Genomic DNA, 22,839 nt, shown 5'->3' with positions numbered 1-22,839 from the left:
ATTGGATCGTCACATTCGACGACCCAATTCTACGGTTAACCTATGACCATGTTAAAGCATGAGCGAAGGGATAACGTGCTGCTTCAGAAATTCATTTTTAAGAAGTGTCTCAGAACGCTTAGCTCTTAATTGGCCACAAACGTATTCAAGTCATCGACTACTTTGTTCACGGCTTGAATACCCAGTCCGCTCATCCAGTACTCCCAGTCAACAGGGTGCACAGCTTGATTCTGAACCCCTTTCAATGTTGCCCACAGCGGACTTTTCTCCAGCTTGGCGAAGGCATCAGGCTCACGGTTGAACCAGAAGATGACGTCACCATCAAGATCGGCAATCTGTTCTTCAGTGATATCTTTGGAGAAGCCTGCATCCTGCTGTACTGCGGGACGAACAATTCCGACGTCTTCCATAATTGTACCTGCAAAGGTTTCTTTCAGATAGACCTGAATTTTGTCTTCACGTGGACGGAACAACGATACTTCCTTGACATCCTTGCCCGCAAGTGCGGACTTCAATTCCTTAATGCGATGCTGATATGTATCCAACAGTTTCTTACCGTCCTCCAGCTTGTTTACAGCATCGGCATGAAGCTGCAGATTTTCCTTCCACGTTACACCCAATGTCTCAACAAACACGGTAGGGGCGATTTGTTTTAACTGGTCATGGATGGCATCATGTGTATCTTTATTACCAATGATCAAATCTGGCTTCAGTGCATCAATGGCTTCCAGGTTCGGTTCATTCACAGATCCGATGTTCTCGATGCCATCAGTACCTTTTAGATATACCGGGTAAGGATCTCCTGCCGTCAAGATTGAAGGTGCGCCTACAGGCTTGATGCCCATTTCCAGCAGATTATCCAGAGCTCCAATGTCCAGTACAACAATTCGACTGGCTTTCGCAGGGACCTGAACATCCCCATAAGCATCCTTAATCGTACGTGTATCACCAGTATTGGCTACTGTTTCTTCCTGTTTGGTGTCCGTCGGTGCCGTTTCCGCCGCAGTACCCGAACCGAAATTTCCGCAGCCCGCGAGTAGCAGCATAAGTACAGCCAGCATAACCGAATGGACCCACGGTTTAATCCCCATTTCCTGTCTCTCTGCTTGCATTGCAATTCAACCCCTTGATTCTATTTAATAACCCAATTAATAATGATTATCATTATTAAAACAATATCTCATAATTCCAGTTTCTGTCCATGCAATATTCTTTTGATCTCATATACTATTTTTTAAATTCATCCTTATTCAATCCATATTTATACATAAACGTATGTACTAATGGATTCGGAATCTGATGAATGCGCAATTCATCATCTGGAAACAAACGGCGCTTCGTCAATTGCTCTACCCCGATCTTTGGATCAAACAAGGAATACAGCTCGTACCGTTCGTTATATTCAAGGAATCGCAGCTGATAGTCACCAATGATCCCGCGAACCCTGTTCCAGAAGTGATGTTCTGTGACCTGATAATGCTCTTGCATCATGTATAAAATCTTGTACTTCTACCGGTTTATCCGTCTCAAGGAATGAATTGCGGTTCAAACGACGGTGATATTCCAGTACTTCAACAAGGATTGGACAAGAATCCGGATCCGCAAGTGACTTTTTCATAAACCGGATGTCATCGTGAAAATCCTTGAGGGCAATGCGTGAGGGCTTGCCTTTCCTGTGAATGAGCAGCATATTTTGTGCATGCGACTCCAGTGCAATACCTTGAGCGAACAACCAGTGAATCAGCGGTTGTACAGAGGTCTGTAGCAGATCAGACAGCCATTCATCAGTTCCATACTTTTTCACCCAAGGATCAATCACCACCGGGTGTCCATCATGGTCCAGCGTAACCAGCGCATTGAAAGGAATCGCCGACTCGTCAGGTTCAAGCAGAGGATACATACTTTTCCTCTAGATACAGGAAAACACACCATGCGAGAGATGTTTTAAAACACCGGGTATATGGCTAATAAAGATAACCAACCGAAGCTACTTTATAAAGGTTACGAGCATGGCACTTTCGCTTATACGAGTTTTGAGTTCTAAGTGTTACGTAACAGTAAAGCCATCAAGAATTTATTGATGGCTTTTGTTATAACTCACCTACAGCATGTCTTCAAACTCAAGCAAGCCACACCACGATGATGCGATTCTAAAAGGGTTCCTAGCGACAAGTCTACTCTTCTGAACTATCTGGAGCTTCCTGAGATTCCGTTATAAATAAATCGATATTTTCAAATAGCTTTATAACCTTGAATATCGCTTTTCATCACATTTATGAAATAGTAATTTTTCGTTCCCTCTTTTACAACTTCAATCATGTTTGCATCTTTCAAAACCTTTACATGGTGAGATACAACTGGACGAGATAAGTTGGTTTTTTGTAAGTTCGCCAGGTTTTAAGTTCACCTGATAACTTCATCTGCCCATATATTTAATCTGATCTCCACGTAAAGCGGTATGCCAGCCTGTATCAATTAGAACAAGCCCTTTGGGATGTTCAATCAAATAGCAAGAAACTGGAAGTGTGATTTGGTGTTTTTTTAAGCGGAAAATGCCTGTGGCTGCGAGAGGGTTCCATGGTTTCTGCCTGAATGGAACCGCGATATCAACCTGTACTTGTCCGCAATGTAATATGTGAACCTTAATCGAATCGGACATCTTGCGTCTCTCCTTTAAGGCAATAGAGATGGATTGACGTGTTTCACTCCCAATGCTGTTAGGCTTTCGTACAATCGCTAAATTTTTCTACCATGCGTTTAGAGCCTTCTGATTTGTGTATATTGTTCCTTAAGGTTTTTGTCCCTCTACTGCTCCTTTCGAACTCATCTCCAAATGAAGTGTTTTTTATTGCGTATGCTGTACTATTCCTCTTACCTGACGTTATGTGGTGATATTTATGTCAATAACTCATGATGTAGGAACATTTGTTCATTTTTTACGTGACAAAAATTTACCTACATTGAAAAATAAAAAACCTGCTATTAAGGGCTTTTGGTGTTAAAGATATGTAGGGGATTTTGAGTCATTCGACCTTAATCCCCATATTCCCCCATCTAATTATTAATATTACTTTTATCCCAAAGTGACTTAATATAACCGTTAGCTCCTTTTCAGTACTGTGCAGCCGGCTTTGCTAATATAATCTAAAGACATAATATCACGATGGCTTCTTTATTTTCAGGAAAGGAAGATAAGTATATGCCGATACGTCCGCCAATATTGCAGAGAGGTGATACCGTTGGAATCGTTACCTTGGGTAGCCCGCTGGATGCAAATATAATTAATGCACGGATCGAATCTTTGAGAGGAATGGAGTTCAATGTCGTATTGGGTCAATATGTATATACGCAAAACGGGTTTCTAGCCGGCACAGACGAGCAGCGGGCATCCGATTTGATGATGATGTTTCAAAACAAGCAGGTTAAAATGATACTTCCCACCAGAGGCGGTACAGGAGTGGCAGGAATTCTTCCATATCTTGATTATAATGTGATCCGGAATAATCCAAAAATTGTTACAGGCTACAGTGACATAACGGTAATGTTAAACGTACTGCATCAATATGTGGATTTAATAACATTCCATAGTCTGCTGCTTATTGACTTCAAATCCGAAACGCCCGCCTATAATTTCGACCAGTTTTTTTTCCGCTACAACCTTATATTCATTAACCCGGCCGATCCTGAATCCTCCGGGAATTCCGCTGATAAGCCGGGTTCCGGGCAACGTTACGGGTCCGCTTGTGGGCGGTAATCTGACATCGTTTGTCGATACGTTGGGTACGCCTTTCGAAATCGATACACGGGGTAAAATTCTGGTTCTTGAAGAAACACATGAACCTACCAATACCGTCTACAGGTACTTGAATGATTTGAAGCTGGCCGGAAAATTTCGTGACTGCATCGGCATTATTATGGGGGAATGCACAGGTTGTCAGGCGGCATACGGCACATCCTATGAGGATTTAATAAAAGAATTCGTTATACCTCTTGGTAAGCCCCTGATAACGAACCTTGCAACAGGTCATGGTCTTTATAAAGCGGCTTTGCCGATTGGCGCAACGGTTAATCTCAATACAGTCAATAATTCAATAACTGTGGTTGGACCCACCGTCAGTGTATAACCATCGATTCATAGGGGCAGACGAACTGCTTCACAATACGTTAATATTGCCAATATTAGCAACTGTACTAACGAGATAACAGCAAAAGAAATAGTCTATTAACGGCGTTAAAATTGTATTTGAATTCGGGAGACCAATCATTCGAAAAGGTCTTCAATCAAACCCGCAGATACATTCTTTTACCCGTTTTTACATAAACCTCTGAATTGAGCTTTACCTGTTTGTTTGCCGTTCATTTGCAATCAAGCAATGCACTGCAGCCCCCGATTTTCCGACGTCATCCCGCCTTCCGGCAAACTTGCAATCTCCGGGGAAAACAGCATGATCCCCTGAAGAAAGGCTTCTTTATCTTAATAGAACCACTAAGGGGCTAACCATCGCTTCTTGCCATCCCATTTCAATCGCTCAGTGGATGAAAAAGGTAATTGACAAGAAGGTAATCCGTGTTAAATGTAGGGATAGCGAAGTTGTTTGTTCCCCTTTGCCAACATGGCAAGGGATATGGCGGACTCTGCTTCAATTCGTGAAAGAACGCAGCCCAGGAACAAAACTAGGGCTGGTGGTACCTGTTAGACCGGTAGCTCTAGTTCGACCGCCGCTTCGGTCCAACTAGAGAAATGGGAGTCACTAACGTATATTCTCTGTGTCATCTGAATCACCAACTTACGTTGCTTACAAGTCTCTTTGTACATTTTTTCGTATTCCTTAACACGTCATTAGAACGTAGGCTATTCATTTCGATTCCTGATTTTCTGTGTGGATCACTTTTTCGTTATTGGTTATCGCCAAACCAAATGTTTTCAGTTCCTGTCCGTGTGTCTGTCCAAACGGTAACAAGACGGCCTGTTTGAGGGACAATGGCATTACCAATGTAGTCTCCGATTAGGGGAAGGCCTGCGACGCTAAACGAAGTCGTCGTGATACGGGTATTTGTAAACGTTATTCCACCGTCCCTCGATGTAGCAAGAAAAACGTCAATATCAGGCGGATTTAATCGATTGGTATAATAGGAAACGAACACCGCTCCATCCGTTGGGGAGACGGTGATGGCCGGGAAAAAGCTCTGGGACCCTACCGGACTGTTTGTAATAGGCGTCGGCGCACCCCAATCTACGCCAAAGTTTGTGGAAGTTGTTATAAATATATCGGAATAACCTTGCCGAAAGTCTTGCCACACTGCATAAACATTTCCTTGGGACGTTGGTGCGTTTGAAATGTCCGCTGACAAGGAGGGATACGTTAAGCACCTGAATTGGTATCCCGGTAGTGGCGAAGGTGGAACAACCACCGGAGCAACCATGGTTTCCGTCTTGAATGTTGTTCCTCCGTCTAGTGATGTACGCGTATTAAATTCGGAATTGCCTGGAGGTTGGGTAATCCAACCTACGATAAGAATTCCATCTAATGTGATTGCGATTCCCGGAAATTCTTCAAACTCGGTAATTGAAGATATGAGGCTTGGGCTAGAGTAAGTGTTTCCCCCATCTAGGGAACGATTGAAGAATATTGTATTTCCCGGTATAAATTGCGTGTTGTAATCGTGAGTATAACCCGTGTAAATATTTCCGAAAAACGGGCTGGACCCTGCCTTATCGGCGATAACAACCACCTGATCGTCATTGACAAACTGTCCAAATCCCTGGTTCACAATAACTGGCGGTCCGAACGAAGTTGCATTGTCGTTAGAGGCATAGGACACAATCGTTCCACTGAGACCGTCCGAATCAAAGGCGTGAGCTGCCACTACGAACGAATTGGGGAAAAAATAATCAATATGAGGCGCCTCTATGCCAGCAAACCCGGTCGGTAAAGGGAGTAACGTCGTGCTCCATGTTGCGCCTGCATCAATTGACTTGTATAAGCCAATATTCGGCGGTCCTGCACTGAGATCTACAGCCACCGCCACCATAACGGAGGGATTTAGCCAGTTTACCGCGATGGTTGGCTCAAACTGAGCGCTAGTACTTGGCGAGATTTGGACGTTTACCATAGTTACTCTCCCCTTCTATATTAATGAAACTGCGGTTACTTTAATTTATGGGTTAAGTTGGGCAATTTGAGTGAGTTCTTCTTGCAGCACTTTTTGATGAGGAATTACGTTTCCGGATGAATCCGTTCCGAATACAGTGATGACAGTATCTGTTGGAACAGTGCCTGTAACAAGAAATTGAACTTCGTAAGAAGTATTACCTGCGATGTTGAAACTAAGAATTTGATTAGTATTCGCATTGATCGTCAGGGAATTGGAATAAACCAGTGATTTACTCACCAAGCTATTCCATACGTAGATGTGATAAACAACGTTAGATGAAAAACTAAGATTATCATTACTAATGTTGATTACAAGGTTCGATGCAGGGGTCGTTCCCGTATTTGTAATTATTCCAGTTGTTAAAGCCATGAAATCACTACCTTTCAATCCGTTTTTATTACCATATGAACTCCGGGTCCAAGTGTGTGGACAATGTTACAGGGCTTTCTACCTTTTTTATCTGTTAAGGTTTCCATTGATGCTACGAGCAATCCATTTACAAAAGCTATATTGAGCAGATACACTACTCTAATTGAGTCTTGAACTTTAGCCGAGTCATACAACCAAAATCTGTACCTGTACAATTGAATAGAAGGCTGGAAATGTTGCTTGCTCAAGTATACTTTTCCACTTCTGGTCTGGATGAAATAGGGAATATAGTTAATGAACTGAAAGTTTTGTCACACTCCTGGGCGAAGCGCTGGCGGACCGGTTCGGCCGTCAGAAGTTCATCTGGTTCTCGATTCTGCACACCTCCCCATCCTCCCTTCTGCTGCTTTATGTCGGACCAGTCGGCTCGGTAGTCGTGTGTGGCAATCGGATTAATGAAGGGATAGCAATTTTATGATACACTAGTGTTAATTTCGACTTGGATTAGAATCTCCTGAGAAGTGGTAAGAAAGGCGGAATTCGTCAATGACATATACATTTATAATTGAACCGAAGACATATACAGCATTTCACAACGAGGATGTGCTAATTGAGCAGTGCAGGACATGGGGCCTTCTATCGGAGAAGGCGACCAAGATCAAGACTTTTTATTATAAAGGCAACGACCTGAACGTCCCCTGCACCATAGTGGGGTGTGTTGATTACATGACTACGGTTATTGAGTTCGACAACGGCCAGAAGCACTGCATTCATCCCTCCTATCTGAAAGAGATGCAGGCTTCCAGCTTCGGGGTACGCAATACCAGCGCTGCCGGAACAGACAAGAGCGACGATTCAGTATTCCTATCCACGGCAGCTGCGACGAATACAAGCGAAGCTGGCACTGCCTCCCCTGCAGATGCTGGTTCCATGGACAAGGCGGGAATGGATACATATTCGGCAGCTATGGATGGAGAAGCACCCGAATTGGACCAGCAAGTTGCGAGTGAAACCGACGGCGTGGACCCGTTCTTGGGCGCAAACGCAGGTGACATGGAAGACAGTATGGATGACGGCATAGAGACTGGTGCCGAGCGTTCTGGTTCCGGTTTCAAGGGTGACCCAGATGGTCTGGTGGAAGAATATGTCGGCCCTAGCAGCAAGCCGCTTCTGGAAGCCGCACCTCCAGCCAAAACCACCCGGGCCAAGGCGGCCAAGCTGGAGCTGCCGGAAGGCAAGGTGAAAATGACTGCTGTTGTGAAAGAGTTCACGACAGTACCGAACCATTTTGCAGATAGTGATGACGAAGTGATTATCTATGAAGCGGTATCCATCTTGGAACCGGATGTGCTGGTGGTAGGCGAGGCCTGGTCAAGCCACAGCACCACAATGAAGAAGCAGGAGCTGGAAATAGGCGACACCCTCACTTTCGAGGCTAAAATGATCAAGAAAAAACTTGCCAAGCACCCAGTCGCTATTAAGATTAACAACCCTTCGAAGATCCAGAAAAATGCTTGATCAAGTTCCTGCCATCTGAACATGGCTATGAAGATAGGAAAAGTCAGCACCTTAAGGGTCAATGCCAAAGTGGACTCAGTAGGCGTACTAAAGGATGAACGGCTATTCACAGCCTGAAGCCGATAATTTTCTGATTACGGAATAACATGAGAAAACCTCCAGCCGGTAAAGGGTTTGGAGGTTTTGACGTGTATCCACAGTTGGTATGGAACATGACACCGAATTTATCGGTTAACATGCCTTGGACCGGCTCCAGAAGGTCTTCTGCTGAGGCCCTATAATTAAATATATGTATTTTTATTTAATCATCCAAACGCGTACCAACAAAGCGATGAACATCAAGTCATCCGTGCTCTATCACTTATACCAAAGTTTAAATTTTTCCTCTGCTCGTTTTTGAACTCTCTGTTTAACGTGTTACAAAAAAACACTGATCTGAATGAGCTTTCCATCAGATCAGTGCATAAAAAAATACGAATGATATTCAAGAAATCCAGAAAGTATTATTTATCAGGTCCGAATACAAGATTTGCGGATTGCTTGGCCATCTCAATAACGTTCATAACCTTCTCGCTATGCTCAAGCATGACTGCGACTTTTTCCAAATCATGTTCTTTGATGATACGGTCAAATTCAACGAATTCGTCATACATGCGATGCGGATGCTCTTTCAGATCTACCCGAATTGACTTTTCCTTATTGAGGACATAATCAAAGCATTCGATGACATTCGCTGAACTTGCCATGTGTATATATCCTTTATTGCCTTGAATGTTCACTGCATTGGGGGCTGTACTGTCCTTGGAACCTATGCAGACACACTTAAAATCACCGTAATCCAGCAGCAACATACCTGAAGTATCAATACCACGTTCCATATTTGCCCAATACTCCACCTTCTCAGGGCTCCCGAAGAAACCAACAACCAAATGAATATTATATAAATTAATATCCATCAAGGCTCCACCAGACATTTCCGGGTTAAAGGCAGGTAGGATTTCTCCCGCTTTGAAAGCTGCATATCGTGATGAATATTGGGAATAATTACATTCCACTATTTTGATCTCACCCAGCTTAGGCAGATACTCCTTCATGGACAAATAGTTTTTTAGATATTGAGTTGTAATGGCTTCCACTAATACCAGTTCTTTTTGTTGAGCAATCTCTTTAAGCTCTATGAATTCTTGTAAATTGGAAGTGAACGGCTTCTCACAAATGACATGCTTTCCGCTCATTAATGCTTCTTTGGCATATGAATAATGAAGATGATTTGGCAGCCCGATGTAGATTGTATCTACATCATCATTCTCAAACATTTTGTTGTAATCCGAATAGATCTGGGAAATCCCATACTTTTTCTGCAGAGACAGCAATTTTTCCTGGTCACTAGGTCTTGAGCTGATTGCCTGTAAGGTAATTGTAGGGATTTCCTGAATAAAGCTTAATAAATCTCCCACAATCATTCCTGCTCCAACGATTCCCAATTTCATTTTAGCTGCACTCCTCTATGCCTTTTTCAAGTATTTCCATAGCAGTTATTGTTTCTTCGTCTTTAATCACTTTTTCTTTGCCATGTACGATTGCTTGATAGATATCGTCATACACTCGAGCATAATCGCCCTTTTCAGAGACCACTTTATCTTCATGATACTTGCCTTCATCATCCAGGTACGTTAGAATTCCATAATGCTGAGGTAAATCAATACCAAAATCGGCGTGCCCCTTGGGAAGGTAAAATAATTTTAGGTGTTCCTCCTGGCGGTCCTCGGTTTGTTTCACGAAAACACCCTTTTTACCATATACAACAAAACTTGGCCGCGCTTTTAAGCGGAAAAAGCTCGATTTGATGGATACTTTGAGTGAAGGATAATAAAAGTCTAGATCAAAGTAATCATTCATTCTCCCGGAGCCCAGCAATTGACGAACATCGTAATGAATCGTGTCAGGCTTCCCGAAATAGGATAGCACTTGGTCAATGGTGTGAACTCCATGCCCATATAAATAACTGTTATATTTGGAAAAATGGGAGGTGGCGTTCGGGATCTCCGGTCGATAATAATCGTAATGCATTTCCATCTCCAGCAGATCTCCAAGTTTTCCTGATTCAATCACTTTCTTTGTAGTGAGGAAATCCGAATCATATCGTCTGTTCTGATAGCATTGGATGACCAAATTTTTCTCTTTGGCGTATTGGAAGATGGACACCGCTTCATCTTTTGTTAACATGAAAGGTTTCTCAACAAGCACATTCTTTCCGTGGTCGAGCGCCATTTTCGCATAAGAATAATGGGACTCTGTATGTGTACAGACAACAATCAACTGAATCTCCTTATCATTCATTAAGGCTGCAATATCATCTGTGTAAAGAACGCCAGGCGTTTTCTCCCACTCCGCTTTATCTGGATTACGGGCGTATATCGTCTTTACTTTCAAGTGATCTCGGTTCAATGAAAAAGGAAGATGATAACGGTTGGTGCTTTTGCCATTCCCAATGTATCCGATGGTCAACATATTCATTCCCCCTCAGGCTCTTTTTCATTTATTATAGAAGAAGAAAGTCGTGCGTAAAGGATTTGCCGCCATAACGGTACATTCGACCAATGATTTGTATCAATGACGGTTTATTTTTAAACAAAATGTTTATTTGATGTTCTTGATCCACGTTATTTCAATTAAGCTGGGGTGAACCTGTTGAAAATACTGACGCAATTATCAGACATGCATAACTTTACACCAAATGAAAAAAGCATCGCTTCCTATATTTTGACTCATAAGGAACGTATCCTTCACTTAACTGTTCAAGAACTTGCGAAAGTTACGTATACCTCGCATTCCGCGATTAACCGTTTAACTCATAAACTTGGACTATCTGGCTTCAAGGAGTTCATTATCAAACTTGCTCTGGAATTCCAGCAAAACACCCAGAACATTTCCAATGTGGACCCCAATTACCCTTTCAGTTTGGGTGAGTCTTCACTTCAGGTGGCAAAAGAGATTGCGGAATTAATGAAGGAAACCATTGAAAAAAACTTTGCATTTATGGATGATGACTTGCTGTCACAAACAGCTCAGTTGCTGGATCGAGCAGAAAGAATTTTCATCTATGCCTTAGGCGATTCACAAATCCGAGCGAAAAGTTTTCAGAATAAATTGTTTAAAATCAACAAATATGTAGTCATTGCCACCGAGCTATCCGAATGGGCTCACCATACCATCAATCTTACACCACGAGATTGCGCCATTTTCTTAACCTACCATGGAAAGTCGCCGAGTTATATAAAAGTTGCTCAACATTTCAGACGCGAGAACATCCCTTTTATAACGATCACAGCGACCAATCAAAGTGAATTGGCAAATCTCAGTACGATCTGTATACAGGTTCCTAATGACGAAGTGAAACTTGCCAAGATTGGTACATTTTCTTCGCAAATCGCCTTTGACTACGTGTTAAACGTTATATACTCCTGTATCTATAAAATCGACTACTTGAAAAACATGCAAACCGCAACAGAATCGTTTAAAAAGTTCTATGCCAATGACATGATGAATGATGTATAGAATGAATTGAATCCTCTCCTTCGTCTTCATAGATAAAGAAGTGGCTAAAAGGAGGCTGACGTAACCATTAGAACGGATCCTAAGACTGCAGAGGTTTTCACGCGAAGGCTACTACAAATGGCTTAAAAAGATATCTGCTAACGATGTAATTTTGAATGAGCGATGATCACCAGTGTTTTCATGCAAAAACCGAGAACCTTAAAACAAGAAAGCCGCCAATGTGGCGACTGTGTGTATCAATGGTTAAATCCATTGTCAATATAATGCCCGTACTAGCGTTACGTTTAGGGCGTGTATTCAAACCTAAGCAAGCCAGATCATAATCGAAGCCAACGTCAAAAAAGCCTTGAAGGTACATGTCAATTTATCAAAGCGATTAGCATTTCGTAGCCCATGACGGAGTCGTGACGCTGTCCCGCCGTCAACTCTAAGCGCAGCGGATTACCTAAAGCATCCACAACGGCGTGAATTTTAGTGATCAGTCCGCCTCGGGACCTTCCTATAGCCTGAAAATACGGCCCCCTTTTGCTCCGGCTCCGTGCTGATGGACACGAACAATGGTCGCATCAATCCTTACACTTTCGAAGTCGGGTAACAAATTTGTTAGAATACACTCTTATTGAATTCTAAAATTTAACTAATATTTGCTCAGACCTCTTTATTTCTAAGGAATTTGAACGCTTAGATGCCACTATGATAACTCTTTGGGCCTTCTCCATATCGTGACAGAACATACCATCCCTTCTTGTCCCTTGTCTTCTTAGCTTAAGGCCGAGTGACATTAGTGGTTAAATATAATTTCCGGCATTCAAATTTTTTACGAAAGACGAAAATGTAACTTCCTATAAACCGCTTAAGCCATTTGCAGCCCTCTCCCCATTTTCTTGGCCAAGGATGCAAATATGGATAACTTTTTGACGTATCGGATATCTCCCCGTAAGTAACCTGCACCTTTATCCAGTAGAATGAGCAGGCCATCGGTACTTGAAGTGTTTTGCTATCTCTTCTTTAAACCTCTTTGTCTGCGATCGAACGGTAATGATCCGTTATCACTACCAATCGGCTCCCTTCTATATAAAAATCGTCTCCCGCTCTCCACGTATGGCTCTTTTTGTTCTGTCTCCGCTGGTATACATAATTGAAAGGAGATGTAGCATACGTTTTGAATCCCTTTTTTCTGCATTGCCTCAAAAAGGTTACATCCTCCCCGATTGAGCGGTCGGTGAAACGAACCTTTTTTAATACTTCCTTTTTAAATAGAATGGTACCACCTTGTACAAATTCTACATGTTTATTCGCTTCTTTAGGTGATCTGATCAAAAGCTTCTTGGAAGCACTCAAATAAACAAGACAAGAATGCTTGCCCACAATATCACTCTTGGTGCGCTTCAGCTCTTTAACCTGCTCTTTCAAGTAAAACGGCGAGTAGTAGTCATCATCATCAAATTTAGCGACCAACGAGAGTCGGGCCCTCGTCATTCCAGCATTTAAACATTGCCCTAATGATATGTTTTCAGGAACTTGATATACGGTAACATGGGCAGAGCCCCTAACGCGGTTTCGGTATAACTGCAGGTTCATGCTGTCATTATTCAGAATGATAATAAGCTCTTTACTTTTATAACGCTGTCTTCTGTAATTTTGCAGAATGTTGTCAAAAAATTGCGGACGATTGGTACATGCAATAATGGAAACACCATTTCTGGTCTCTTTTTTATTCAAGGGTCGCCCTCTTTTCTACTTGTTTGTCTTTCATCATATGAACAAGAATAGAATAGGGTGTAGGCTAATAGAGAAGTATAAAAAACAACACCTATACAATTCTCTCCTTTGGTACCATCTAAAATCTGTTTATACTGCTTTTGATGAATAAGACTACTCTTACTATTCGTTGTATCGTTATTTGTTTACATTTCCTTCTTATGCTTCCGTTTCAGCTTCAGATTAGCTACAACCATATAAAAGAGTAGGTACCACAAAAAGTGTTAGAATGGTTGAAAAGATCAGGCCGAATATAATAGTCGCTGCCCAACAGTTTGAATAGAATTTCTCCCAACGTAGCAATGGGGGATCATCCCGACAATCGCAGTTCGAGGTAAGCAAAATCGGACGGAAACGGGCAGAGCTGCTGCTAAGTTCGCAACAGTATAGATGGCTTCTTACGGTATGCTGAGAGACCTTAAGAGGAATATTGAAAGGATATCATTTGAAAATATAAATATTATTGTTATTATAGATAGAGAGATTCAGTGAAAACTGAGGTCTCTAACGATGCGTAAAGGAGTGATGATGAATGCTACACATATTAATGGTTAACTTTCCGGCAGAAGGACATGTGAACCCTACGATAGGGATTACGCAGGCCTTTGCAGCACGGGGAGATCAGGTACATTACATTACAACTGAGAAATACAAGGACAGACTCGAAGCAGTTGGAGCAACGGTTCACCTGCACCCCGATCTGATCAGGACTGCTTCCATCAACACTGCATCTCCGGCCGGATTGAACGCATTTTTGAACATTCATATTCAGACTTCGCTGGACATATTGGCAATTACTCAGAAGTTATCCGAAAATATTGATTTTGACTTTGTATTCTATGATAGATTCGGAGCTGGTGAGTTAGTTAGAGATTATTTGAATATCCCAGGTATTGCTTCATCACCATCCTTTTTAATTTCAAATAATCGGATGGCTAGCAATCTCTTTAGCTCCGAAGCAAAAGTGCCATTTCAGCTTGATGAACATGCCACGGCTTCACTGCATCTCATGAAAGAAAGATTCGGGGTTGCTCCTGAGGATATGGTTCAGTTTATGAACAATTCAGGGGAGCTGAATGTGGTATATACCAGCCGATATTTCCAACCGGACGGTGACCGTTTTGGTGAGGAGAACCTTTTTATCGGTCCGAGCTTCCCTGAGCGCAAAGGGGAACATTCTTTTCCTTTGGATGTATTACAAAATAACAAGGTTCTGTATATTTCGATGGGAACAGTTTTGGATCATGTTGAAGACTTTTTTAACACCTGTATTGAAGCTTTTTCCGATTTTGAAGGCATGGTTGTGATTGCAGCTGGTGAGAAGGCTGACTTTACGAAAATCAATCCGGCCCCTGAGCACTTTATTATTTCTCCTTATGTTCCCCAATTGGAGGTATTACGTCATGCAGATGTATTTATTACTCATGGTGGAATGAACAGCGTGAATGAAGGGATTCACTTCAATGTTCCCTTGGTCGTACTGCCCCAGGACAAGGATCAGCCGATGGTCGCGCAGCGGTTAACGGAACTTCAAGCTGGCTATCGAATAACCAAAGAGCATATCAATGCACATTCGTTAAGAGAGGCTGTACATGAAGTGATATCGAACGCAGCGTATAAAAAAGGAATACAAAAAATAAATGATAGCTTCCAGCAATCCGGCGGGACAGAAAAAGCCCTCGCAAAAATTGATGCTTATCTTGAAAAAGAACTCGCGTAAATCGCGGGCTTTCATACAAAAAAAGAGAAACCCTACGTCATGGAAATGACCGGGTTTCTCGACAAGCTGAGTTCCAAACTATTACTTTGAAATTGTTTTTACAGAAGCAGTTATTTTGTAATCGTGATTTGTTTGGATACAGCGTTATAGTTCACCTGATAGCCCGAAAGCTCACTAATGACTCGTAATGGAACCAGCGTGTGCCCGTTAATAATAACCGGAGCTGTGATGTTCGTCGAGTAATTCCGAGAATTGTTTAACTCGTACACTGCAAGGGTCGAATTCTTGACTTGAAGCACCACTTGTTTGCCATCGGTAAGGCGATTCATGATAATCTTTTTGGTCGCTTTATCATAGTTCACTTGGTAGCCCACACGTTCACCGATAAAGCGCAGCGGGACCATCGTTACCCCATTTATCACTCGTGGTGCCTGAGCCATCGTCGTAGTACGCCCATCGACATAAGCTGATGTAGATCCTGGTGTCAGGGTGAATGAAGTTGAATATGAGGAAAACGCATTGTTAGAGTATGAAGACGCTGTGCCAGAAGTCGATGTAGCTGAGCTTGTCCCGGTCGATGAGCTACTGGTACCAATCGCTCTATTGCGAATAGCTTCCAGCCGATCCAGAAGGTCGCTTTTACGTGTCCCGCTCGGCAGATCACTGATTGCGTCTCTGGCAGACCGCCAGTCGGAGGCGTTCAAACTGTTTTCCGCAATTCGCATCAAATCTCTTGCTTTCTCATAGTTGGATGAACTAGATGAAGACGAGGAATAGCTATAACTATCTGCACGTTCTGAGATCTTTACACCGCTAGATTCCCTTCCACTGCTATTTACGCTTGTGACCTTAATCTCATACCAGCGTCCTTCACGTAAATCCGTAATTTTGTAGGATTCAGAGGATGTAGTGCCCCTATAATCACCATCAACATATATTTTCACTTTTTCGGCCTGACTCGGCATATCGTAAGTAATTTTGATCCAGGTATCACTCTTGCTATCTACTTCAAGATTGGATACTTCCGACGAATTGGAGGACGTGCTGTTCGTTGTGGCAGTCAGCCTCACACCGGAGGACAATGCACCTGTGCTTCGCTTGGACCTGATCATAAACGTGTATGTCTGGCTTGCCGACAGATTGTTGAATGTATAGGATGTTCCTGTTGAATCGGTTACCAGTTGTCCGTCCTTATACAGACTGACCGTACTAATTCCGCTGGGCCTCGTCCAGGAAACAGTAACGCTATAGTTATTAACTGATGTCACTGAAGCTCCTGTTACTTCTGGCACTGTATCGACGGTGAGCGCTGTTGTCGTAACCGGAATATTGACCCCTCCAGATATGTTGCCGGATTTGTCCACTGTCTTAACTGTTACCTTATAGTTTGTCGAAGCAATCAATCCACTGAACGTATAGGACGTCCCTGTAGTTCGCTGCACCTCTTTGTCATTTAAATAGATAATGGCTTGGTTCAGGTCAGCATCCTTCGGCAATATATAATTCACAGTAAAAGCGTTGTAACCCACATTCGTCGCTGTCAGCCCGCTTACCTCTCCTGGTGGTGTCTTATCTACAGGAGCATCAACGGAAGCTGTTTTAGTCTGTACTGTAGTACCTTGAGATTCATTACCACTCTTACCCACCGTCTTCACTCGGAAGGTATATGTCGTATTCGGCTGTAAGCCGCTCAGCGTATAAGAGTTACTTAGGATGTTATCTACATACACGTCGGTGCTGACACCGATCACCTTTACATGGTCAAAATTGATGTCCGACGGGTTGGTCCAAGACAAATTCACCCTTGTTGTATCTAACGGAACCGCTGTCAGATTGCTCACCTCTGCTGGTGCAATACTCAGAGCAGCGGATTGGCTCGCCACCGCATCCGTCCCTCCCCAGATACCATATCCCGTATTTAAAATCAGTGTAGCCGTTGCGAACGGAGCCATCCATTGGCGCAAGCGCTTCTTATTCATGATCTATGCTCTCCTTGATAACAATATGTATTTGTCTAACCAGTAAGCAAGCTTACAAAAATCCACTGCTGCAATACATAATTGGCAATATTTGGCATGAGCAGTAGGTGCCCATTTAATAGTTATCGGAATATTTATAGGAAATGTTTAGACTGATCGACTCCATTGAGTTGTACTTCCGTTCCCAGACTATCAGTACAAGCTCTTGCCCCAATAGAAGAACAAGGACTTGCATACATAAAAAACCGCGCCCAGCGCGGATACCAAAGATAATCGTATGATTTATGCTTGATTTCAGAATATCCGATCTAGCGGGCGCACCCTACCGTACTGGCGTACATCGTCCGGCGTTATAGCGAACAGCATATTAAGCAGCTCGATCTGAAAGCTTCCTGGTCCTTCCGTGCCTTTTCGTTCCGCTGCCATTTCAGCAGCAACACCATATACAGCAAGCGCTGCCATACCAGCAGTAAGCCTGTCGTTTTCGACAGCAGTGAAAGCGCCCAGTACCGAAGTTAATAGGCAACCAGCCCCGGTAACTTTGGTAAGCAGGCTATGGCCATTTTCAATGATCCACCCTATACGGCCGTCGGTAATGACGTCTTCTTTGCCGGTGATTGCAACAATGGTATTCAGTTGATGGGCTGCTTTGACTGCAAGTTGTGAAATATTCAAATCACCTGTTTCTCCAGCATCGACACCTTTAATCTGCATGTCTTCGCCAATGATTTGTGCAACTTCAGCAGCGTTACCACGAACAATATCCACCTTGACCCGATCCAGAATACGGAGGGCGGAGGCTGTGCGGAATGGAGTCGCTCCCGCACCCACGGGATCTAACAGCACGGGTACCCCATGTTCATTAGCCGATAAACCAGCCACAATCATAGACTCTACGAGTTCTTCATTTAACGTACCGATGTTAAGTACAAGCGCCCCTGCAATTCGGGCCATATCTGCGACTTCCTCTTTGGCGTATGCCATAACTGGTGAAGCGCCGAGCGCGAGCAGTCCGTTCGCCGTGAAATTGGTGACGACCACATTGGTTATATTGTGAATGAGCGGATTCGTATCCCGCATATTTTGTAGCAACAAAGCCATATTATCTAACACAAAAAACAACCTTCTTTCTTCAGGAACCTGTGAAAGGCTGTTGGCTTATACATATGTATACACTTATATCCCTACGCTGGCATTATCCAACAGGTTCACACGGTCTACGACGGCTTAGTCGTACTCTCAGCTTGCTTCCACAGGCTCCCGTTATATTTTTTTCTAATGTTACGGGTTCGTCGTACAAAAATCAACAGGTAATTGCCATAAAGACATGGATCGCAATATGTAGAAAACGTTTGGAGGTTTACTTTTTGGACAAATCTATCGCCTCCTCCCCGTCTGCTGTTGTAGCCGCTGATGGATCGGGTGACTACCTTTCTCTAATTGAAGCCTTAGCATCCAATGAAACAAATATTTTTGTGAAAAACGGTATTTACAATGTTTCTTCTACTGTGCTGATTCAAAATCATGCTACAAAAATACAGGGTGAATCCGTTGAACATACGATACTCCGTCAAACCGATCCTTCAAAGGACTTAATTACAATTAACGCCAATGATGTTTCAATTACCCGTTTAACCCTAGATTCATTAACTCACTCTGCTCAAGCAGCTCTTGTTATTGCATCCTCTAACCGTACCCGCATTGAAGGAAATAAAATTTTAGGTACTGCAAGTATTTTTGCCGTATACTTTGCTGGTCCAAAGGTGGCAGCAGGCGCAGAAACGATTGCAGCAGTAGAAGAAAATCATCTCGATAATGAAAATGTGTTTGAAAATAACACCGTATATTCTGATTTTATAGGGGATGGCATATCCTTTTCTCTTCAGAAAAATGGTAAAGTGCGCTATAACAATGTATTTGGCTCCTCGATCTCTTTTTATATGTGCCGTGATTCCGAAGTATTGGGCAATCTCATTAAGGATTCTCCTCTCTCCGGTATCTCTTACTCATTGCCCGCTTATAACAATCGCATTGAAAGGAACATCATCCTTCGTTCGATCAATTCAGGTATTCGTGTTTCCCGCAATTTAGAGCACCCTATTTCATTAAGCAGTCGATACCATGGATTAGAGATTGTTTATAATATTATCTTGGACACTCGCTTTTTTGGCATTGAACTGGATCAGCTCTCTGGCGGTATTAACGTGATGTTCAACACGATTGATCATCCTGATTTCTCGGGCATCCAGGTTTTGCGATGTTCTAAAATCAATATTTCCAGTAATAACATTTCTAATTTTGGAGCATGGAAAGGGCGTGGTAAAATTCGTGATTGGACGAGTGATTCGAACGGTATTTATCTGGAAACGGATGTTCAACAATCCAGCATTCATTTAAATGAAATCATATCCAATGGAAATGGGGATTTTGGCATTCGGGTTACGAAGGAAACTTCTCAAAATCGTGTTTATTTCAATCAAAATTTAGGCACTTATGTTCAGTATTCCTTATGTATAGAGGGCAATAATTTTTTGAAATAATATTGCCCTAAGAAAAATTTTATGCTTATACCGTTGTATCTGTCCACTCATTCATGCCACCGATCATATTAACCGCATGAAAACCTTTTTCGCCAAGTAATTCACATGCCAGCCCGCTGCGGTTTCCGCTTCTGCATACCATAATCTTTTCTTACTTCGGATCAAGCTCGTGTTGTCTTTCCAGCAATTGACCGAAAATGACCTCCTTAACGGCTTTTTACTAGAAGCTGAATCGCTTCCTTAACAAGTTTATCTGTATCTCCACCAGCTTCTTGCTCTTCCAATATACAACGTTGCAGATTCTCTGCTACGATTTGGGCAATCGCTTTATCTGATGCGTTGCGTACGGCAGATAACTGGCTTACTACGTCCTTGCAGGACTGTCCTTCATCCATTAAACGAAGTACCCCACGCACCTGACCCTCAATTCTTCTCAGGCGCGTTTTCAGTTCATCACTATAATTGTAATCCATAAGGTATAGACTCCTTTTTGATTTAATCATATACATGTATAGGTATATTATAAACCAAAAAAATAATTAGGACACCCTAAATGAATAGATTTACCTTGCCTTGCGAAGCATCCCCCAGGTAGGCAGCTACTCCGGCATATTCCAAACCGTCCATCATCTCTTCCTGTTGCAGCCCTAGCAGATCCATGGTCATGGTGCAGGCCACCAGCTTGATTCCCTGCTCTTGTGCCAGCTCAATAAGCTGCGGAAGGGAAAGCGCATTATGCTTTTTCATGACATGCTTGATTATCTGCGGGCCGAGTCCTGCAAAATTCATTTTGGACAATGCAAGCTTTTGGGGTCCACGCGGCATCATCCAGCCAAAGGCTTTTTCGAGTAGCCCCTTATTTGTGCGTACGAGTTCCTCCTTACGCAGCGTGTTTAGCCCCCAAAACGTAAAGAAGATGGTCACTTCATGGTCGTAAGCTGCCGCACCATTCGCGATAATAAATGCAGCGATAGCCTTATCCAGCTCCCCGCTAAATAATACGATGGTTGTTTTTTGCTGAGTATATTCCTGATTCATCCTGTAAGCTCCTTTTTCACTACAACTTTCTTATTTAAACTCCTAATATGGAACTCCAAATTTTAATGGCAGTAAGAAGGATCAATACCACTAAACTGTATCGCAAAATAACTGGATTGATTTTCGCACTCCATTTGGATCCCAGAGATGCGCCGATCAAACTCCCCAATATCGTAAAAGCAGTTACGATAATCGGAATATGGCCCGTTGATATTTTACCAATCACACCGCCAATGGCGGAAATGAACACAATAGCGAGTGAGGATGCAATGGTCGTTCGGGTAGGAATCTTGAGCACGGTTAACATAATGGGAATAAAATGAATGCCCCTCCTGCACCTACGACGCCTGATATGATACCGACCAAAAAGGCAGACCCCACCGCAATCCATTTGTTAAACGTAATTTCGCTTGTGGATTGTTCGAGTTTCCCTTTATTTGGTATAAACATCAGCACGACGGCGATCATCGCCAGCATCCCGTAAATGATATTGATCACTTGTTCGTCCAGAAAATGAGATACCATTCCGCCGATCAGACCCAGGAGCACCATAATTCCATACAGAAGAATATCCATCATGCACCCACTTTAGTTGTCATGTATGGCACAGCGGTTAGGTCCTATTTCCATGTCTCGCTGTTCTTCTTCCGTTGGTGCTTTTTTTCCCATGTTGGTCTGCCGAATTTCTTGATAGGCATTAGGGTGTTCTGGTAAGTTAGCAGTCACTCTATTTCTAAATTCAGTCTCACTTTGCAGGCTTAAACCCGGATTCGTCTGGTAAATGTCTGCTAATCGTGCCGAAACTTTACCCCCTTTACCCAGCTTCGTGATGCTGCCAAAATGCGCAAGAAGTACGATCAATCTTCCGGCAAATCCTTGTAACGGGTATAAAGTGTGGTGTGCAGGTCGCCAACCCAATCCTCCACTTTCCCCGCCAAATCTGGACGGCCAATGGATTGAATGAACAAAATGTCTCCGGTCAGCAGATATTGCTGATCCACAATTAGGGATGTGCTGCCGATGGTGTGACCAGGAGAGTAAATCGGCTGGATGTTAATCGTTGTGTTACCAACCGTAATGGCATGACCATCTTCCAGCTTGGCATAATCAAAGGTCAGCTCTTCAGCGTCTTTGGATGGCAGCCAATAGGTTGCCCCTACGCTCTCCGCCAGCTTTTCATCCCTCCTTGAAGGTAAAATAGTTGGGCCCGCCCAGCTGCAACCAACTGTTCCGCGACAAATATAGAAGACCCTTCCTTGGCGCAGATGACTAACACGGGTTCATTATCGGGAATTTGCTCCAGTACATGGCCAACGCCATCCAGCAAATCGAAATACGGAAGGTTGATAATCTCAATCTGTTCGCCTTCCACCTTCCAATTGTTAAAATCACTCTCGTTGCGGACATCTACAATAAAGAGACGTTCTTGATTCAAAATAATTTTGGTCAATTCCTGCGCTGTCATGGCGTTGATTTTTGTTGTGGTATTCATAAGGATTCGCTCCCCTCAGTCGCACCTGTCCAGGCGGATATGCCTAAAGGCACATTTTTGACGTTTTGGGCGCCTTTGGCTGCTAATTGCTGGCAGGCCAGGTCACTACGGACTCCGGTGCGGCAAATCACTACGATTTCTTCATCTACATTTAGCTCATCGAGTCTGCTTTCCAGCTCTCCGAGAGGAATAGATTTTGAGCCGGGGATGCGTTTGAAAGCAAATTCTGCGGGCTCACGGACATCGAGCAACGTTATTTTCTCGTTTGCGGATAGTTTCGTCTGTAATTCTTCATGGCTTATCGTCCATGGAAAGGTCTGTTCTTCCTTCGTTTCATCGGGATTGGATTTACGTAAATAATGCTGCATCACATCTCCCGATTGAAGAGTGCCTAAATATTGATGTCCGGTGTTTTGGGCCCAGCTCTGTAAATCGGCTAGTGAACCTTTGTCCGTGGCTTGAATTTCGATAACCTGCCCGGCATTGAGTTCATTCATGGCTTTTTTCGTTTTGACAATGGGCATGGGACAAGCAAGTCCTATGCAATCCAGAATTTGATCTGCTTGGATGTTAGTTGATGACATTGTACATACCTCCGCTTATTTTTTGAGGGGAATGTAATCTAAAATTTTCATTATACATATACCCCTATGGGTATAAAAATAACGAATCGCACTCTCTTTGTCAACCTATTTGGCAGTTGGCGTT

18 protein-coding genes, 6 pseudogenes and 1 riboswitch are annotated in these 22,839 nt (G+C 43.0%); of the genes and pseudogenes, 5 read left to right on the top strand and 19 right to left on the bottom strand.

The annotated features are described in order from the left end of the window. Positions 1-125 precede the first annotated feature (125 nt). The 5 genes and pseudogenes from QMK20_RS12860 to QMK20_RS12840 all read right to left on the bottom strand — a co-directional run. Positions 126-1,112: an ABC transporter substrate-binding protein gene (locus tag QMK20_RS12860; protein WP_283656023.1), complete on the bottom strand. Its 987-nt coding sequence runs from the start codon at positions 1,110-1,112 to the stop codon at positions 126-128. Positions 1,113-1,227: 115 nt separating this feature from the next. Further along, on the bottom strand, positions 1,228-1,488 hold the full coding sequence (locus QMK20_RS12855) for a ferric iron reductase (RefSeq protein WP_283656262.1): 261 nt from the start codon (positions 1,486-1,488) through the stop codon (positions 1,228-1,230). Then, entirely contained in the window at positions 1,424-1,900 is a 477-nt protein-coding gene (locus tag QMK20_RS12850; protein ID WP_283656022.1) for an IucA/IucC family C-terminal-domain containing protein, read from the bottom strand. The genes QMK20_RS12855 and QMK20_RS12850 overlap by 65 nt, the downstream gene beginning before the upstream one ends. A gap of 332 nt (positions 1,901-2,232) precedes the next feature. Then, on the bottom strand, positions 2,233-2,394 hold the full coding sequence (locus QMK20_RS27675) for an ArsR/SmtB family transcription factor (protein ID WP_283656261.1): 162 nt from the start codon (positions 2,392-2,394) through the stop codon (positions 2,233-2,235). A gap of 37 nt (positions 2,395-2,431) precedes the next feature. Then, positions 2,432-2,659: pseudogene (locus QMK20_RS12840) on the bottom strand (MBL fold metallo-hydrolase); the annotation flags it as partial. A 540-nt stretch (positions 2,660-3,199) separates the two neighbouring features. Between QMK20_RS12840 and QMK20_RS12835 the strand changes: the two are divergent. Continuing rightward, positions 3,200-4,124 (top strand): annotated as a pseudogene (locus QMK20_RS12835) (S66 peptidase family protein). A 772-nt stretch (positions 4,125-4,896) separates the two neighbouring features. On the opposite strand, the gene QMK20_RS12830 reads toward QMK20_RS12835, so the two are convergent. Beyond that, positions 4,897-6,114, bottom strand: a complete 1,218-nt coding sequence (locus QMK20_RS12830; RefSeq protein ID WP_283656020.1) for a sialidase family protein — start codon at positions 6,112-6,114, stop codon at positions 4,897-4,899. Positions 6,115-6,159: 45 nt separating this feature from the next. Beyond that, the gene (locus tag QMK20_RS12825; protein WP_283656019.1) at positions 6,160-6,525 is read right to left on the bottom strand and encodes a hypothetical protein; all 366 of its coding nucleotides are present in this window, start codon (positions 6,523-6,525) and stop codon (positions 6,160-6,162) included. Between the two features lie 546 nt (positions 6,526-7,071). Between QMK20_RS12825 and QMK20_RS12815 the strand changes: the two genes are divergently transcribed. Then, a complete protein-coding gene (locus QMK20_RS12815; protein ID WP_283656018.1) occupies positions 7,072-8,043 on the top strand; it encodes a hypothetical protein in 972 nt (323 codons plus the stop codon). A 503-nt stretch (positions 8,044-8,546) separates the two neighbouring features. Here the strand turns inward: QMK20_RS12815 and QMK20_RS12810 are convergent. Both QMK20_RS12810 and QMK20_RS12805 read right to left on the bottom strand, forming a co-directional pair. Continuing rightward, a complete protein-coding gene (locus QMK20_RS12810) occupies positions 8,547-9,533 on the bottom strand; it encodes a Gfo/Idh/MocA family protein (RefSeq protein WP_283656017.1) in 987 nt (328 codons plus the stop codon). A gap of 1 nt (position 9,534) precedes the next feature. Beyond that, positions 9,535-10,554, bottom strand: a complete 1,020-nt coding sequence (locus QMK20_RS12805) for a Gfo/Idh/MocA family oxidoreductase (RefSeq protein WP_283656016.1) — start codon at positions 10,552-10,554, stop codon at positions 9,535-9,537. A 180-nt stretch (positions 10,555-10,734) separates the two neighbouring features. Between QMK20_RS12805 and QMK20_RS12800 the strand changes: the two genes are divergently transcribed. After that, positions 10,735-11,601, top strand: a complete 867-nt coding sequence (locus tag QMK20_RS12800; RefSeq protein WP_283656015.1) for a MurR/RpiR family transcriptional regulator — start codon at positions 10,735-10,737, stop codon at positions 11,599-11,601. A 395-nt stretch (positions 11,602-11,996) separates the two neighbouring features. Here QMK20_RS12800 and QMK20_RS12795 read toward each other — a convergent pair. The 3 genes and pseudogenes from QMK20_RS12795 to QMK20_RS27670 all read right to left on the bottom strand — a co-directional run. Further along, positions 11,997-12,190, bottom strand: a pseudogene (locus QMK20_RS12795) (transposase); the annotation flags it as partial. 419 nt (positions 12,191-12,609) lie between these two features. Next, positions 12,610-13,323, bottom strand: coding sequence for a glycosyltransferase family 2 protein (locus tag QMK20_RS12790; protein ID WP_283656014.1), 714 nt, complete (start codon positions 13,321-13,323; stop codon positions 12,610-12,612). A 185-nt stretch (positions 13,324-13,508) separates the two neighbouring features. Next, positions 13,509-13,737: pseudogene (locus QMK20_RS27670) on the bottom strand (efflux RND transporter permease subunit); the annotation flags it as partial. A 157-nt stretch (positions 13,738-13,894) separates the two neighbouring features. On the opposite strand from QMK20_RS27670, the gene QMK20_RS12785 reads away from it, so the two are divergent. Continuing rightward, on the top strand, positions 13,895-15,082 hold the full coding sequence (locus QMK20_RS12785) for a macrolide family glycosyltransferase (RefSeq protein WP_283656013.1): 1,188 nt from the start codon (positions 13,895-13,897) through the stop codon (positions 15,080-15,082). 110 nt (positions 15,083-15,192) lie between these two features. Here the strand turns inward: QMK20_RS12785 and QMK20_RS12780 are convergent, their stop codons facing one another. After that, a complete protein-coding gene (locus tag QMK20_RS12780; RefSeq protein WP_283656012.1) occupies positions 15,193-17,061 on the bottom strand; it encodes a fibronectin type III domain-containing protein in 1,869 nt (622 codons plus the stop codon). Between the two features lie 294 nt (positions 17,062-17,355). Next, a complete protein-coding gene (gene thiM, locus QMK20_RS12775) occupies positions 17,356-18,162 on the bottom strand; it encodes a hydroxyethylthiazole kinase (protein WP_152643786.1) in 807 nt (268 codons plus the stop codon). Positions 18,163-18,225: 63 nt separating this feature from the next. After that, a riboswitch (TPP riboswitch) is annotated at positions 18,226-18,335 on the bottom strand. 93 nt (positions 18,336-18,428) lie between these two features. On the opposite strand from thiM, the gene QMK20_RS12770 reads away from it, so the two are divergent. Continuing rightward, entirely contained in the window at positions 18,429-19,601 is a 1,173-nt protein-coding gene (locus QMK20_RS12770; protein WP_283656011.1) for a right-handed parallel beta-helix repeat-containing protein, read from the top strand. Positions 19,602-19,807: 206 nt separating this feature from the next. On the opposite strand, the gene QMK20_RS12760 is transcribed toward QMK20_RS12770, so the two are convergent. From QMK20_RS12760 to QMK20_RS12740, 5 genes and pseudogenes are all read right to left on the bottom strand, one after another. Further along, entirely contained in the window at positions 19,808-20,074 is a 267-nt protein-coding gene (locus tag QMK20_RS12760) for a metal-sensitive transcriptional regulator (protein ID WP_044645886.1), read from the bottom strand. A 76-nt stretch (positions 20,075-20,150) separates the two neighbouring features. Then, the gene (locus tag QMK20_RS12755; RefSeq protein ID WP_283656010.1) at positions 20,151-20,639 is read right to left on the bottom strand and encodes a DsrE/DsrF/DrsH-like family protein; all 489 of its coding nucleotides are present in this window, start codon (positions 20,637-20,639) and stop codon (positions 20,151-20,153) included. 34 nt (positions 20,640-20,673) lie between these two features. After that, a pseudogene (locus QMK20_RS12750) lies at positions 20,674-21,164 on the bottom strand (sulfite exporter TauE/SafE family protein). Between the two features lie 63 nt (positions 21,165-21,227). After that, positions 21,228-22,131: pseudogene (locus QMK20_RS12745) on the bottom strand (rhodanese-like domain-containing protein). Then, a complete protein-coding gene (locus tag QMK20_RS12740) occupies positions 22,128-22,715 on the bottom strand; it encodes a sulfurtransferase TusA family protein (protein WP_283656009.1) in 588 nt (195 codons plus the stop codon). The pseudogene QMK20_RS12745 and the gene QMK20_RS12740 overlap by 4 nt, the downstream one beginning before the upstream one ends. Positions 22,716-22,839: the final 124 nt, after the last annotated feature.

Origin of the sequence: Paenibacillus sp. RC334, from assembly GCF_030034735.1 — a bacterium.
In the GTDB taxonomy this organism is placed as follows: domain Bacteria; phylum Bacillota; class Bacilli; order Paenibacillales; family Paenibacillaceae; genus Paenibacillus; species Paenibacillus terrae_A.
Note: the sequence above shows the minus strand (reverse complement) of the source record. Positions and strands in the feature narration are given on the sequence as shown.

Coding starts and splice junctions, on each gene's coding strand:
- QMK20_RS12860 (WP_283656023.1), bottom strand. CDS start 1,112: ATGCAAGCAGAGAGACAGGAAATGGGGATTAAACCGTGGGTCCATTCG.
- QMK20_RS12855 (WP_283656262.1), bottom strand. CDS start 1,488: ATGCAAGAGCATTATCAGGTCACAGAACATCACTTCTGGAACAGGGTT.
- QMK20_RS12850 (WP_283656022.1), bottom strand. CDS start 1,900: ATGTATCCTCTGCTTGAACCTGACGAGTCGGCGATTCCTTTCAATGCG.
- QMK20_RS12830 (WP_283656020.1), bottom strand. CDS start 6,114: ATGGTAAACGTCCAAATCTCGCCAAGTACTAGCGCTCAGTTTGAGCCA.
- QMK20_RS12825 (WP_283656019.1), bottom strand. CDS start 6,525: ATGGCTTTAACAACTGGAATAATTACAAATACGGGAACGACCCCTGCA.
- QMK20_RS12815 (WP_283656018.1), top strand. CDS start 7,072: ATGACATATACATTTATAATTGAACCGAAGACATATACAGCATTTCAC.
- QMK20_RS12810 (WP_283656017.1), bottom strand. CDS start 9,533: ATGAAATTGGGAATCGTTGGAGCAGGAATGATTGTGGGAGATTTATTA.
- QMK20_RS12805 (WP_283656016.1), bottom strand. CDS start 10,554: ATGTTGACCATCGGATACATTGGGAATGGCAAAAGCACCAACCGTTAT.
- QMK20_RS12785 (WP_283656013.1), top strand. CDS start 13,895: ATGCTACACATATTAATGGTTAACTTTCCGGCAGAAGGACATGTGAAC.
- QMK20_RS12780 (WP_283656012.1), bottom strand. CDS start 17,061: ATGAATAAGAAGCGCTTGCGCCAATGGATGGCTCCGTTCGCAACGGCT.
- thiM (WP_152643786.1), bottom strand. CDS start 18,162: ATGGCTTTGTTGCTACAAAATATGCGGGATACGAATCCGCTCATTCAC.
- QMK20_RS12760 (WP_044645886.1), bottom strand. CDS start 20,074: ATGGATTACAATTATAGTGATGAACTGAAAACGCGCCTGAGAAGAATT.
- QMK20_RS12755 (WP_283656010.1), bottom strand. CDS start 20,639: ATGAATCAGGAATATACTCAGCAAAAAACAACCATCGTATTATTTAGC.
- QMK20_RS12740 (WP_283656009.1), bottom strand. CDS start 22,715: ATGTCATCAACTAACATCCAAGCAGATCAAATTCTGGATTGCATAGGA.